Source organism: Micromonospora avicenniae, from assembly GCF_900156065.1.
GTDB lineage: Bacteria > Actinomycetota > Actinomycetes > Mycobacteriales > Micromonosporaceae > Micromonospora > Micromonospora avicenniae.
On record NZ_FTNF01000004.1, the window covers coordinates 90,084 to 102,973 of the forward strand.

Annotated in this window: 10 protein-coding genes; 5 read left to right on the top strand and 5 right to left on the bottom strand. The window is 70.6% G+C overall.

Going from position 1 to position 12,890, the window contains the following annotated elements; genetic code table 11:
* Positions 1 to 33: 33 nt before the first annotated feature.
* The gene (locus BXA10_RS08430; protein ID WP_245828174.1) at positions 34 to 1,320 is read right to left on the bottom strand and encodes an ABC transporter substrate-binding protein; all 1,287 of its coding nucleotides are present in this window, start codon (positions 1,318 to 1,320) and stop codon (positions 34 to 36) included.
* A 135-nt stretch (positions 1,321 to 1,455) separates the two neighbouring features.
* Here BXA10_RS08430 and BXA10_RS08435 point away from each other — a divergent pair, with 135 nt between their 5' ends.
* The gene (locus tag BXA10_RS08435) at positions 1,456 to 2,211 is read left to right on the top strand and encodes a FadR/GntR family transcriptional regulator (RefSeq protein ID WP_245828175.1); all 756 of its coding nucleotides are present in this window, start codon (positions 1,456 to 1,458) and stop codon (positions 2,209 to 2,211) included.
* Here BXA10_RS08435 and BXA10_RS08440 read toward each other — a convergent pair.
* Complete coding sequence (locus tag BXA10_RS08440; protein WP_076469937.1) at positions 2,208 to 2,753, bottom strand: GNAT family N-acetyltransferase; 546 nt, start codon at positions 2,751 to 2,753, stop codon at positions 2,208 to 2,210. The two genes, BXA10_RS08435 and BXA10_RS08440, sit on opposite strands and share 4 nt — an antisense overlap.
* 50 nt (positions 2,754 to 2,803) lie before the next feature.
* Here BXA10_RS08440 and BXA10_RS08445 point away from each other — a divergent pair, with 50 nt between their 5' ends.
* Positions 2,804 to 3,409 (top strand): TetR/AcrR family transcriptional regulator, encoded by a 606-nt coding sequence (locus BXA10_RS08445; RefSeq protein ID WP_076469486.1) that lies wholly within the window; start codon positions 2,804 to 2,806, stop codon positions 3,407 to 3,409.
* 31 nt (positions 3,410 to 3,440) lie between these two features.
* Here the strand turns inward: BXA10_RS08445 and BXA10_RS08450 are convergent, their stop codons facing one another.
* Positions 3,441 to 4,601: a CapA family protein gene (locus BXA10_RS08450; protein WP_084752363.1), complete on the bottom strand. Its 1,161-nt coding sequence runs from the start codon at positions 4,599 to 4,601 to the stop codon at positions 3,441 to 3,443.
* 280 nt (positions 4,602 to 4,881) lie between these two features.
* Here BXA10_RS08450 and BXA10_RS08455 point away from each other — a divergent pair, with 280 nt between their 5' ends.
* On the top strand, positions 4,882 to 5,283 hold the full coding sequence (locus tag BXA10_RS08455; RefSeq protein WP_076469488.1) for a hypothetical protein: 402 nt from the start codon (positions 4,882 to 4,884) through the stop codon (positions 5,281 to 5,283).
* 106 nt (positions 5,284 to 5,389) lie between these two features.
* Here the strand turns inward: BXA10_RS08455 and BXA10_RS08460 are convergent, their stop codons facing one another.
* Positions 5,390 to 9,673, bottom strand: a complete 4,284-nt coding sequence (locus tag BXA10_RS08460) for a type VII secretion EssC family protein (protein WP_076469490.1) — start codon at positions 9,671 to 9,673, stop codon at positions 5,390 to 5,392.
* Entirely contained in the window at positions 9,670 to 12,153 is a 2,484-nt protein-coding gene (locus tag BXA10_RS08465; protein ID WP_076469492.1) for a serine/threonine-protein kinase, read from the bottom strand. Before BXA10_RS08465 ends, BXA10_RS08460 begins: the two co-directional genes overlap by 4 nt.
* Positions 12,154 to 12,283: 130 nt before the next feature.
* On the opposite strand from BXA10_RS08465, the gene BXA10_RS08470 reads away from it, so the two are divergent.
* Together BXA10_RS08470 and BXA10_RS08475 are read left to right on the top strand one after the other, a co-directional pair.
* Positions 12,284 to 12,592: a hypothetical protein gene (locus tag BXA10_RS08470; RefSeq protein WP_076469494.1), complete on the top strand. Its 309-nt coding sequence runs from the start codon at positions 12,284 to 12,286 to the stop codon at positions 12,590 to 12,592.
* The gene (locus tag BXA10_RS08475) at positions 12,589 to 12,882 is read left to right on the top strand and encodes a WXG100 family type VII secretion target (RefSeq protein ID WP_076469496.1); all 294 of its coding nucleotides are present in this window, start codon (positions 12,589 to 12,591) and stop codon (positions 12,880 to 12,882) included. The genes BXA10_RS08470 and BXA10_RS08475 overlap by 4 nt, the downstream gene beginning before the upstream one ends.
* The last annotated feature ends 8 nt before the right edge of the window (positions 12,883 to 12,890 follow it).

Genomic DNA, 12,890 nt, shown 5'->3' on the forward strand with positions numbered 1-12,890 from the left:
GCACGTCAGCGCCCCGCCACCGTCACGGTCGGGCTACTTCGCCTCGTCGTCGAGGAACTTCTGGAACGCCTCGTTGGCCGCGTCCGCGGAGGCGGCCGAGTCCTTGCCGGTGATCGCGTCGACGATCGGCTGGCCGACGATCTCGCGCGCCTCGGCGACCTTCACGACCAGCGGGCGGTCGTGGCCGACGCCGTTGGCGGTGCTGACCGTGGTGGCCTCGGCGAGGTCCTTCGGGTAGGTCGAGGTGGCCTCCGGGTTGGCCCACACCGAGGCCCGGGCGCCGGGAACGCCCGCCTTCTGCTGCACCAACGACTGCTCCTTGCCAGCCGCCCACTGGATGAACTTCCAGGCGTTGTCCTTGTTCTCCGAGGCGTCGTTGACGCCGAGCGCCCACGAGGGGATGTTGTACGGCTTCGAGCCGGCCGGGCCGGCCGGGAAGGCCGCGAAGCCCACGGTGTCGGCCACCTTCGACTTGGCCGGGTCGGTGGCGTTCTTGTAGAGCGAGTTGGCCTCGGTGTAGAAGGCGGCCTTGCCCTGGGTGAAGATGGCCATCGCCTCGGACCAGCTCATGTCGGTGCTGATGTTCTCCGGGCCGTGGTCCTTGAGCATCCCGCCGTAGTAGGCGTACGCCTGCTTGGCCTGCTCGGTGTCGACCGAGGCCTTACCGCCGGCGTCGACGAAGTCACCGCCGAAGCTGTAGAGGAAGCTGGAGAACTGGGTGACGGCGGCCGCCTTGCCGGTGCGGGCCACGAAGCCGGCCACGCCCGGGTTGTCGGCCTCGACCTTCGCCGCCTGCGCCTTGAGTTCGTCGAGGGTCTTCGGCGGGGCGGTGAAGCCGGACTTCTCCAGCAGGTCCTTGCGGTAGTAGAGGACCTCCTGCTCGGTGATGATCGGTACGCCGACCACCTTGTCCTCGTAGGTGGTGGCCTGCACCGGCCCGGGCTGGAAGTCGCCGAACTCGAAGGCGGAGTCCGACTTGGTGCGGTCGGTCAGGTCGGCGAGGTACTTGTTCTTGGCGAACAGCTTCCCCTCCTGCAGGGGCCGGTACATCATCACGTCGATGTCGCTGGAGCCGGCGTTCAGCTTGACGTTGTACTGGTCGGAGAGCTGGTCCTCGCCGAGCTGGGTCACCTCAACCTTGAGACCCGACTGCTTCTCGAACTCCGGCAGGGCCTTCTTGAGGTTCTCGGTCCACACGTGATTCACCAGGGTGATCCGCAGCGTGTCGGAGCCCTCGCCGCTGTCCCCGCCGCCACAGGCGGCCACACCCATCGCGACGACCACGGCCAGAGAAGTGCCGAGTATCGATCTACGTCGCACGCTTGTCTCTCCTTCTGTCGCGGCCATCGCCTCGATGAGGCGCCACCTCGCTCTTTACATCCGCTTAACGTCGGGATGCTAGGCGCAAAAAGCAGACTTATTCAAGGTGTTGATCTAACTGATATGATCAGTGGCGTGGAAGCGTCCGCCTCAGGGGCCCCCGTCAGCGCCGCCCCTGCCGAGACCGGACTGCACGCGCGCGTCCTCGAACACCTCGGCACCGCCATCTGCGGCGGCGAACTGACACCCGGATCGGTTCTCAACATCGACGACCTGGTCGACCGGTACGCCGTGTCGCGTTCGGTCGTCCGCGAGGTGCTGCGCGTGCTGGCCTCGATGGGATTCATCGAGACACGGCGCCGAGTGGGCGTACTGATCCGTCCGGCCGGCTCCTGGAACGTCTTCGACCCGCAGGTCATCCGGTGGCGGCTCGCCTCGGCCGGCCGGATGGCCCAGCTCAGGTCGATCACCGAGCTGCGCACCGCCGTCGAGCCGCACGCCGCCCTGCTCGCCGCCACCCGGGCCAGCCACGAGGAGGCGAGCGATCTCATCGGCCTGGCCGCGAAGATGTGGGCCGCGGGCAAGGCCGGCGACGAGGAGCGCTTCCTGAGCCTGGACATCGAGTTCCACCGCCGGGTGCTGCACGCCTCCGGCAACGAGATGTTCCTACGGTTGCAGGATCTGATCGCGGAGGTGCTCACCGGCCGGCACAAGCACCACCTCATGCCGCACCACCCGCACGAACAGGCCCTTCAACTGCACGCGGAGGTCGCCCAGGCCATCCAGCGGCACGACGGCGAGCGCGCCCGCCGAGCCATGGTGCAGCTGATGGAGCAGGCGTTCGACGAGATGAGGTCGCTCTGGGAGCAGGCCGGCGAGCCCGAGCGCTAGTCCCCGATGGCCGCCTGCTCGGCCGGGCGTGGCCGCACCGCCTCGACGCCGGCGCGCAGGTCGATCTCGTAGACCTGGCCGACGAGATCCACGCCGAAGCTGTGATGCCGTTCCTGCTCGGCGAGGGTGAAGCCCCGTGACAGGTACACCCGCCGGGCGGCGACCAGCGGATCGTTCGTCCACAACGTCATGTGCGTGTAACCGCTGCGGCGAGCGAACGTCAGGCACTCGTCGACCAACCGACCGCCGAGGCCGTGTCCTCGGGCGGACGGGTGCACGAGGAGGATCCTCAGTTGCGCGGTGGCCTGGTCTGCGGCGACGCAGAAGACGCACCCGACCCGGCGCCCGTCCAGCTCGGCGATCCACGCCGCCTCCCGACGTGGGTCGTGATCGGTGGCGTAGTCGGCGACGATCCGGCTGACCAACGCCTCGAAGGTCGCATCCCAGCCGAACTCGGCCGCGTACAGCTCGCCGTGCGCCATCACCACCCAGCCGAGGTCACCGGGCTGACCCAACGGACGGATCCTGAATCGCTCGTTCATCACGACCCCCAAGGCCACTGAAACGACTGTTTCAGTGGCAGAGTAACGCCATGAGCGACGCGACACGAGCCCCGTCCGGGCGCCGGGAGGAACTACTCGAGAGCGCCTACCGGTACGCCCTGCGGTGCGGCCTGGCCGATCTGTCGCTACGCCCCCTGGCGACCGCCATCGGATCCAGCCCGCGCGTGCTGCTGTTCCTGTTCGGGTCCAAGGACGGTCTGATCCGGGAACTGCTCGCCCGAGCACGCCGCGAGGAACTGGCGTTGCTCGACCAGGTGCGGTCAGACCCGGAGGGTGGTGATCCGACCACCGTCGTGCGGGCCATCTGGCGGTGGCTGGTCGCTCCGGCGCACCGTCCACTGCTGACCCTCTGGCTGGAGGCGTACGCACGGTCCCTCGTCGATCCGCGCGGCCCCTGGGCGGGCTTCGCCCGCCAGACCGTCGACGACTGGCTCACCGTCCTCGCCGGTTCACCTGACCACGAGGACACGGCTGACGCCCGCGCCGAACGCACCCTCACGCTGGCGGTTCTCCGCGGCGTCCTGCTGGACCTGCTCGCCACGGGAGACGTCGACCGCACGACCGCCGCCGTCGAACGACACCTGAACCTCGTCGACGCCGTGGTTCCTGGGCCTGCGGGCTCCGGCCCGAGGTAGCCGCCGCCGGCGACGGCGGCGTCAACGACGCTCAGTGCGGCATGCGCAGCCCTGCCGCGACCGCGCCCCGCTGGTCCACCAGGCCGGCGATCCGCCGGAGGACAGCCGCGTACCGGGCGCGCAGCAAGGCCGGCGACCCAGGGTCGGCAGCGGCGGCGGTCACGTCGACCACTCGCGCCAACGGCCGGTACTCCATGAAGGTCGGCAACACGTCCACGCCGGTGACCTTCCAGCGACCCGCCGCAGTACGAGTGAAGGTGAACTGCGGTACGACCGCGTCCTGCGAACGCTCCTCCGAGCCGTCGGCGAACCGCGTGATGAGATTCCCCATGCCGTAGGCGACCCACTTGTCGCCCACCTTCTCGAACGGCTGCACCACGTGCACGTGGTGACCGACGATCAGGTCGATGTCGGGCGAGGCCAGCAGATCGTGTGCCAGGTCCACCTGGTCGGCGGTCGGCTCGTGCTGGTACTCGGTGCCCCAGTGCATCGACAGGATGACGATCTCCGCGCCGGCCTCCCGGGCCCGCCGAGCCTCGGCCCGGATGGCGTCGGCGTCGATCAGGTTGGCCGCCCACGGCCGGCCCGCCGGGAGCGGGATGTCGTTGAAGCTCAACGTGTACGACAGGTGCCCGACCTTAACGCCCTTGACGTCCAGGATGGTGGGCCGGATCGCCTCCTCGCGGGTCCGGGCGGTCCCGGTGTGCCGCAGACCCACCCGGTCCAGGTTGTCCAGCGTGCGGGCGATGCCCTCGACCCCGGTGTCGAGCGAGTGGTTGGAGGCGGTGGAACAGGTGTCGAAGCCGGCCGAGGCAGCGGCGTCGGCCAACTGGGGCGGGACGCTGAAATTGGGCCAGCCGGTGAAGGGGCCGGCGGGCTCGGCGAGCGGTGTCTCCAGGTGACAGATGGCGAGGTCGGCGGCGCTTACCCTCGGCCGCACCGCGGCCAGGATCTGGGTGAAGTCGTGCCCGTCGCGCCCTGCCCGGCGCGCGTCGGCGGCCGCCTGCTCGCTGAGCGCGGGGTGCACGAGCAGGTCACCGGCAGCCACCACGGTGAGCGTGGTCGGTGGCGCGGCGCTGGTGGGCTGGGCGGACGGAGTCACCGGCCGGACGAAGGAATCCGGCTCGGGCGCCTCGCAGCCCGCCGTCAGAACGGCAGCCAGTATCGCCGCTACGGCGGGCAACTTCCTCATGACAGATCATGATGCCGGTCGCGCCCGGCCCGGCGGCGGGAACGGCGAAACTCCCCTTCCACCTGCCTGATTGACTTAACGGGCCGGGGGGTGAGGCGGTGCCATCGGCCGAACGGACGAGTGCGGACGAGCCGCCCACCACTTGATCCTCCAGGCATTACGTGCTAATATGCCCGTTTGGGACTGTTAGCGTGGCGGAGTCTTCGTGCTCCTGCCCCGCCGCGGCCCGGAGCGCCCCTCGTCCGCCGCCTCGTGCGGCGCGCTCCGGAAAGGGCCTGACATGCACGACGCTTCGCCCGCCACCCTCGACGACCGCGTCCGCGCCTTCCTCACCACCTTCTCCCGGGACACCGACCCGGCCGCGGTCGGCGAAACCTTCGCCGACCCGTTCCTGCTGGCCGACGCCACGGGCGCCCGACCGGTCCCCCGCGCGGCCTTCCTCGCCGCACTGCCCGGCCGGGAGCACGCGTTCCGCGACGCGGGCCTCGGCACGCCGGTCCTGACCCGCATCGACTGCCAACGGCTCGACGAGACCTACGTGCTGGCCCGGGGCGACTGGGATGCCCCGCGCACCCAGGGCCGCAAGCCGGTACGGCTGGCGTCGTCGTTCCTGCTCCACGACGACGGCGACGCCTTCCGCGTCGTGCTCTACCTCAACCACCAGGGCCTGCCGACGGCGTGACCGCAGCGCCCGTCGGCGGCGGCACGACCGCTGGGAGTACGGCATCGTCGGCGTACGGCGGCCGGATGTCGCCCACCGTTCCGCGACGTGGCATGCGCGCCGGGAGTCATCGAACCGGCACGGCCACCTGCAGCAGCGTCGGCGTGCGACCCGTGACCAGGTAGCCCCGCCCGGGCGGGTCGGTGAGGTACTGGTCCGGGTCCAGGGGGACGTTGTGCGCCAGCGCCGTCGCGCGGTCCTCCGGTGTGAGCAGCAGGCGGTACCCGGTGGTGAGCGCGGTGTTGATCAATCGAGCGGACGGGCCGGGGAACCCGGTCAGTACCGGCCGGGCGTCCGCGGTCAGGACGAGGGCGCGCCTACCCCGGGCCGTCGGCTGGGCGACCTCCTCGAGCAGGGTGGGTGTGTTGGTGAACCCCTGCTCGGTGGCGAGCACCGCGAGTTGGTCGATGTCGTCCACGATCACCACGTATCGGCTGTCTCCGAAGCTCGCGGCCACCTCACGCAGCTCGCCGTCCTTGACGGCCGTTCCGGTCAACACCCGTACGCCCGGGTTCTCGGGCAGCAGCAGCGGCAGGGGTGATCGCGGCGGCGCGACGACGAGTACGCCGACGTCGAGCCGCCGCAGGCCGTGTGCGACGACGGCCGCGGCCGTGCTGCGCCCGGCTCCGGCCGGCCCGGAAACCAACAGCAGGTGCGGCCCGGCCTCGAAAAGATCGACACCGACGCTGGCGTGCTCGTCGGCGCCGCGGCCGATCGGGATCCAGGCGCTACTCCGCTGCGGGTCGGGCCCGGGCAGCTCGGCGAGCGTGATCCGGGCGGGCAAGGCTGGGAACCGTCGCGGAAGCCGGGCCGGATCGACGTCCTGGGTCCTCGCCCGTGCCTCAGCGATCAGCTTGGCGGCCTTGCGGTCGGGCTGGCAGATCTGGATATGCCGACCGCTCGCCGCGTCGATGGCGCGGCCGGGTAACGGGGGTGGGCTCGCCATCGCCGAGCCGAGATGCGCCCGGCGGGTGTCCTCGTTGGGGAACGGCAGGAGCAGCCGGCGATTGTAGAGGCTCGGCAATTTGTGGTTGAGCATGTCCTGGCCACCGATGGCGATCACGTGCACGCCGAGCGGAGCACCCCCGGTGACGACCCCACGCAGCATCGTGAGCAGCGACGTCTCCACGAACTGCGGATCGGTGTGGTCCTCGAAGTGCTCCCAGCCGTCGACGATCACGACGACACGCGGCGGGGGTGCGGCATCCGGGGTCCGGCTGCTCGTCCCTCGGACACGTACCTCGTGGTGCAGCCAGGTGACGAGGCGGCGGATCCGGTCGGGGTGCGCCGGGCTGAACACACCACCGCAGTGCGGCAGGTCCGCGTAGTCGGCGAGGCCGCCGGGCCGGCGTTCGACGAGGTAGAGGTGCGCCTCGTCCGGCCCGAAGCGGGTGACGAGCCCGGTGACCAGGGACCGGGCGAATGTCGTACGACCGGACTGCGCGCCGCCGGCGACCAGCAGCCGGTCCGCCGCCGCGAGGTCGAAGAACTCGGCCGGCTGCGCCTGCACCCCCGGCTCGTCGGCGAGGGCGAACGGAACGCCGCTGGCCGGCGGCTCCTCGGTCTGCCGGCGCCGCAGGTCGTCGAGGGTCAGCAGCGGCGGCAGCGGGGGAAGCAACGGCCGGAAGGGGGCGGCCAGGCCGGCGATCCGGCCGGCTTCCTCGACGGCCGTGATCGCCAGCTCCTGATCGGTGACGGCCTCTCCCACCGGGACCGGATCGGGCGGCCTCGGCGCGCCGAGATCGACCCAATTCAAGGTACGAACGGTGACGGCGGCGGCTCCGGTGGGCGGTGGATCACCGAGGTAGCCGGACTGGAACTCCTGCGGCACCCGGGTCTCGGCGGTGGTGCAGAAGATCATTCCCCGGCCGCGCAGCGCACCCGGGATCCTGGCGGCGTCCGGGACACCGAGCACCTCGACCGAGTCCGACGCCTCGTTCTGCCGCAGACTGATCCGCAGCGAGACGTTGTTCTTCAGCTCCGGCGACAGCTTGCCCTGCAACGACTGGGTGGCCAGCACCAGGTGCATGCCGAGGGAACGCCCCTTGGCGGCGACGTTCACCAACTCCCGGACGAAGTCGGGTACGGTGTCGAGCACCCGGGCGAACTCGTCGAAGATCAGCACAAGCCGCGGCAGCGGCGGCAGGCCGGCACCCGAGCGCCGCTTCTGCCAGTACCGATCGATCTCCCCGTCGTACCGGGCCAGCAGTGCCTCCCGGCGGCTCACCTCCGCCCGGATGGACGCCAGCACACGAGCTGCGGCGGCGTCGTCGAACACGTCGGCGACCGTCTCACCCGTGGAACGGATGAGCGCCACGACGTGCGGACACCCCTCGAACGGCAGGAACGCGCTGCCGCCCTTGAAATCCACGAGCACCATGTTGAGTTCGTCGGGCCGGTTGCCGAGCAGCAGCGCGGTGACGAGGCTCTGCAACAGGACACTCTTGCCGGCACCGGTGGCACCGCCGAGAATCGTGTGCGGTCCCTGCTCTGCCAGGTCGACGTGGACCGGCCCGCTGGCGTCCACCCCCAACAGGACCCGGGTGCGCGGTCCCCGCCCCTCGCCCCAGAGCGCGAGTACGTCCCGCCCCTCGGGCACGCCCAAGCCGAACAGGTCGAGCAGCCGTACCCGGTTGGGGATGGCGTGCTGGGTGCCGGCCAGGGTGGCCCGGTCGCGCATCGGAGCCAGCGCACGGGCAAGCCGTTCCGCGGTGGGCATGTCCAGCCCCTCCCGCCGACCGCTGATCGGCGGATCGCCTTGGCCACGGGTGAGCTTCATCGAGTGCGGGCCGACCTCACACACGTCTCGGCACTCGTTCATACCGTGGCGGTCGGCGCAGATCACGTAGACCCCGACCGCCGGACCGTCGCGCAGCACCTCGTTCATTCCGGGCAGTTCGCGCAGGGCGAGCGCGCCGTCCAGGACAACGACCACTTCCTCACCGTACGAGCCGGCGGAGGCCCGGTCGGCACTACGGGCAGCGATCGTCCGCCGGAGCTCCTCCACCCGGGCGGCGCGGGTCTGCGCGGTGTTGCCGATCAGACACGGCACCGAAGCGGCGGCGCCGGGGTCGAGGTGCGGCAACCACCGGACCCAGCCCAGCCGATCGGCGTCCCCCGTGGTGATCAGCACCAGGCGCAGGTCCTCAGGCCCTCGCAGGGTGGCCAGCTGGATCACCAACCAGCGCAAGGTGTCGTCGACGGCCTCCTCGGGCCCTACCACGCCGAACACACCGGTGGTCCGCAGGTCCACGGTCACCGGCGCGGCGCGCATCGTCGGTTGTTCGAAACCCGGCCACGGGTCCCCGCGCAGCGTGACGGCGGCCGGTTGATCGGCGGTGCCGACGCGCAGCGTGAGACCGTGCTGTGCGTCCGACCGCCGCGTCCACAGGTCCCCTCGCTCACCGGACGCCGCCGCGACGACCTCCGCCGGCCCGGGTGCGAGCACCCGGCGGGCGGCTGCCTCGGCCTTCACCTGCGCGGCGATGCGGTCCTCGATCGCCCGCTGAGCAGCGGCGAAGGCCTCCTTCTGCTCGTTGGTCTGCTTCTCCTCCGACGAACTGACGACCAGGTAACCGACGATGGCCGCGACCGCGCCGAGCCACGCCAACGGGTGCTGGGTGAAGAGCGCGGCCACCACGGCCACTCCCGCCCCGACCAGGACCATCGTGGCCGATCCCCGGACGGCCGGCTGCCGCACCGGGAAGGTCACCTCGAGGTCGGGCACCACCGGCGCAACGGCGAAAGCGCGGTCGAAGTCGAGTCGCCCGTCGGGGGCGCGGGTGACCCGTAGGCCGTCCGGCGGGATCCGCTTCCAGTGCAGCTCGTTCGCGCCGATCCCGAGCACGCTTCGTGGGGTCAGCCGGGCCGTCCCAGTGATCCGAGCCCCGTCCACGAAGGTTCCGTTGCTGGACCCGGCATCGGTCACCTCGACGCGGCCGTCCTGATGGATCGTCAGCTCGGCGTGGGCGCGCCGAGAGACGTCCGGATCGCGAAGCGGCACCGCGACCGTGGAGTTCCGTGCGACGACGTGCCGGCCCGGGCGCAGGGCGACGGTGAGACCGCGGTCCGGGCCGTGCACGACTTCCAGCACCCCGGCCGCACCGACGTCGACGAGGCGACCGACCGGACCGGGACCGCCGACGCTGACGACCGAGCCCGGCATCAGCGGACTCTCCGCGAGGGTTGCCCGAGGATCCAATCGCTCGGTGCCCACGAAGCATGACCGGCCGTCGATCGCCACCGGCAGAGCCGACAACAGTGATCCGAGGTCGCTGTCCGGTGCCGCGGTGACCTCGACGTCGTCGCACTGCCCGGTCACGACGTCCCGCACCGTCAGGCGGAGGATCATGCCCGGTCCTCATGCTCGAACGCCCAGAGCCGGAGACCCTTCTCGCCGGCGCAGGCGATGCTCCGTCCGTCGGGGTTCAGGGCGATGACATCGCAACCGGGACCGCTGAGCGGGAACAAGCCGGTTGCGACGGCCTGCACCAGGTGACCGTCACTGACGCGCCACACTCGGATGCCGGCCTCGGCCGCGGTGGCGAAGAGGTCGCCGGCCCCGAAGGCGTACGCGTCGATGACGTCGTTGTTGCCGCGGAGCGTGACCAGGATCTGATCCGACCTGGCGTCGCGGATGAGGACGGAGTGGTCCGGCTGTACGTCCGCCAGCGGTGCGAACGTGCCGGACGGGCGGGTTGTGGCGCCGTTGCTCGTCTGCCAGAACCGCCGCGTGCCGGTGCTCTCGTCGAGGCCGAGGAGGACGCGGTTGTCCGCACTGAACCGGATGCTGTCGACATCCATGTCCTCGGTGTCGATCGGTATCAGCTTGGCGGGGTTGTTGAGGCGCCACAGCCCGACGTCTCCGAGCTCGTCGAGTGCCGCGACCGCCGTGCCGTCCGGGCTGAACTGGACGCTAACGATCTCATACTTGTCGGTCTCACGGATGCTGACGGTGGCCACGGCGCGTCGCGCGGCCACGTTCCACAGCTTGATGTTCCCCGAATCGTCGCCACTGACCAGGAGCTTCCCGTCAGGGCTGAAGCCGAGCGCGGTGACGTCGTACTGTCCGCCGAGCAGCACGTCGGCCCGGCGGGTCGCCAGATTCCAGATCGTGATCACGCCGGGGGTGGCGCCGGCGAGGGCAGTGCCATCGGGTGCGTAGGCCACCACCGAGGTCGCGTCCTTGGAGAGGGCGTAGGCGTCCTTGAGCTCGTACCGGTAGTAGTGGGTGCCCCCGATCAGGCCGAGGATGAGCAGCAGACAGAAGACCAGAGCGCCCCGGCGTGGCCGATGTCGGACCGCCCGGGAAGGCTCGTCGGCCACGGACTCGACCCGTACATGGTCGGGTGCCACGGCGAGGATCGCCGCCGCCACGTCGTCGGGAGCAGCACGCAGGTCCCCCACCGTCCATACCAGGCCGCCTCCCGGGCGCACCCGCAGGAACCCCTTGAACTGCCCTGCCGTCTCGGGGCTGGGCCAGTCCCCGCGCGCCAGCCCGACCGCGAGCACACTCCGATCGGTGGATCCGGCAGCAGGGGCGACGACGACGTCGCCGACGTCTTTCCAGCTCAACTTCACCTGACCGCCTGGCCGCCCCGCCGGGAACCGCCCGATGGCGAAGACCAGCGTCTCCTCGCGGATGTGCAGCAGGCCCGGCGGAGAGGAGTGGACGACCTTGAGGGCCACGAACATGAAAGCCAGCAGCGCCGCCCAAAAAGCCATCACAGGCGGCACACCCAACGTCTCGTACAGCAACAGCCAGCTCGCCCAGCCGCAGAGCAGCGGCAGGATCACGCGGAGGATCAGGTTCGTACGACGGATCCGGGGCGGTGTGGAAACCGGGAAGCCGGCATCCGCATCGGGAGGCGCGGGCATACGACGTTGCCGGGGTACGGGGCGACGACCGGCTGAGTCGTGCACCCGGGTCCGATGTTGTTCCCACTCCTCGCCCTCGGGCGCTGCGGCGGCCGGCACCGGCGGGCCCGGTGGCTCCTGCGCCGCCACGGCGTCGCCGATGAGTACCGCACGGGTCTGCTGGAGCGTCGACCGCCGGTCGGGGTCCCGCTGCAACAGCGCGGTTATCGCGGTGGCCAACGGCGGGTCGCAGCTCACCTCCGGCAGGTCTTCATAGAGGACCGCGTGGATCGTCGCCGCGGTGGACGGTCGCTCGAACGGAGCCTGACCGGTGACGGCCTCCAACAGCGTGACCCCGACCGACCACAGATCAGACGCCGGGCTCGGCTCAGCACCGTGGAACAACTCCGGGGCGAGATAGCCGCCGGAGCCCATGACCCCGCTCTTGGTCATTCGCTCCTCGCCGACGCCCTGCGCGACGCCGAAATCGACCAGCTTCACGTCGTCGCCGCCCAGCAGCATGATGTTGCTGGGTTTGATGTCACGGTGGACCACACCGATGGCATGCGCCGCGGCCAGCGCGTCCAGGATCCGGACCGCGATCGCGCAGACCCGGGCCGCCGGTATGGCTCCGTCCGCAGCGAGGACGTCGGCGAGGTTCGGTGCGTCCACCAACTCCGAGACGATGTAGACCGCGTCGTCTTCGGCGTCGGGAGGCACCACGTCGTGAATGGTGACGACCGCCGGGTGGTGGATGCGTCCGGCGGTCCGTGCCTCACGTAGCGCCCGTTTCCCGGACACGACACGTTCGGCGGGCGACAGGCCCGGACCGGGACGGATCTCCTTGACAGCGACGTCCCGGCCGATGAGCTCGTCGGTCGCCCGCCAGACCCTGCCCATTCCACCTCGGCCGAGCAGACCGGAGAGCCGGTAGCGCCCCGCCACCAGCCGCTGCGAGGCCGGGGACTCCTGCACACCCACTCCTTGCCGTTCACCTCTAAAGTCACTTTGGACAGTACCGGGACACGACCGGTGGCACGGCCCCTGATTCGGCGACGGATCGCTCGGGCTGCCGCGCTCGCGACGGCCGGGGAGGTGGCGAACCATGGCGGACCGTTTCAGCCTCGACCCCGAGGGGGTCCGGCGACTGTCCCAGGAACTGAGCAGCATCAGATCCGAGGCGACAGGAGCGGCGCTACGCCCGGATGCCGCAGGCATCGCCGGTTCCTCCGCCGTGGAGGACGCGGTGCGCCGCTTCGGAGATGCCACGGCGCGATCGCACCAGGAGTTGGACGACTCGCTGGAGCTGCTCGCCCGGTGGCTCAAGGACGTCGCCGCCGGGCAGCACTCGATCGACAGGATGCTGACACAGCACCTCTCTCGGGATTCGATCAGGACGAGGAGCGAGAAGTGACGGATGTGAACGTCGGCTACGACGGCCTGCAGCGAGCGGCGTCGCAGTTGCGGTCCGGGCAGACCGAGATGACCCAGCGCCTCCAGGCCCTCAAGTCGATGATCGACCAGTTGGTCGGCAGCGAGTTCCGGACCCAGCTCGCCTCGGGTCGGTTCCAGGACTCGTACCAGCAGTGGTCGACCGGTGCACAGAACATGATCGACGGCCTCGAGGGCATGTCGACGTTCCTCAACGACGTGGTCCGGGAGTACCAGGACCTCGACAACCGGCTCGCCGGCGGGCTCGGCTGAGCCCGCCG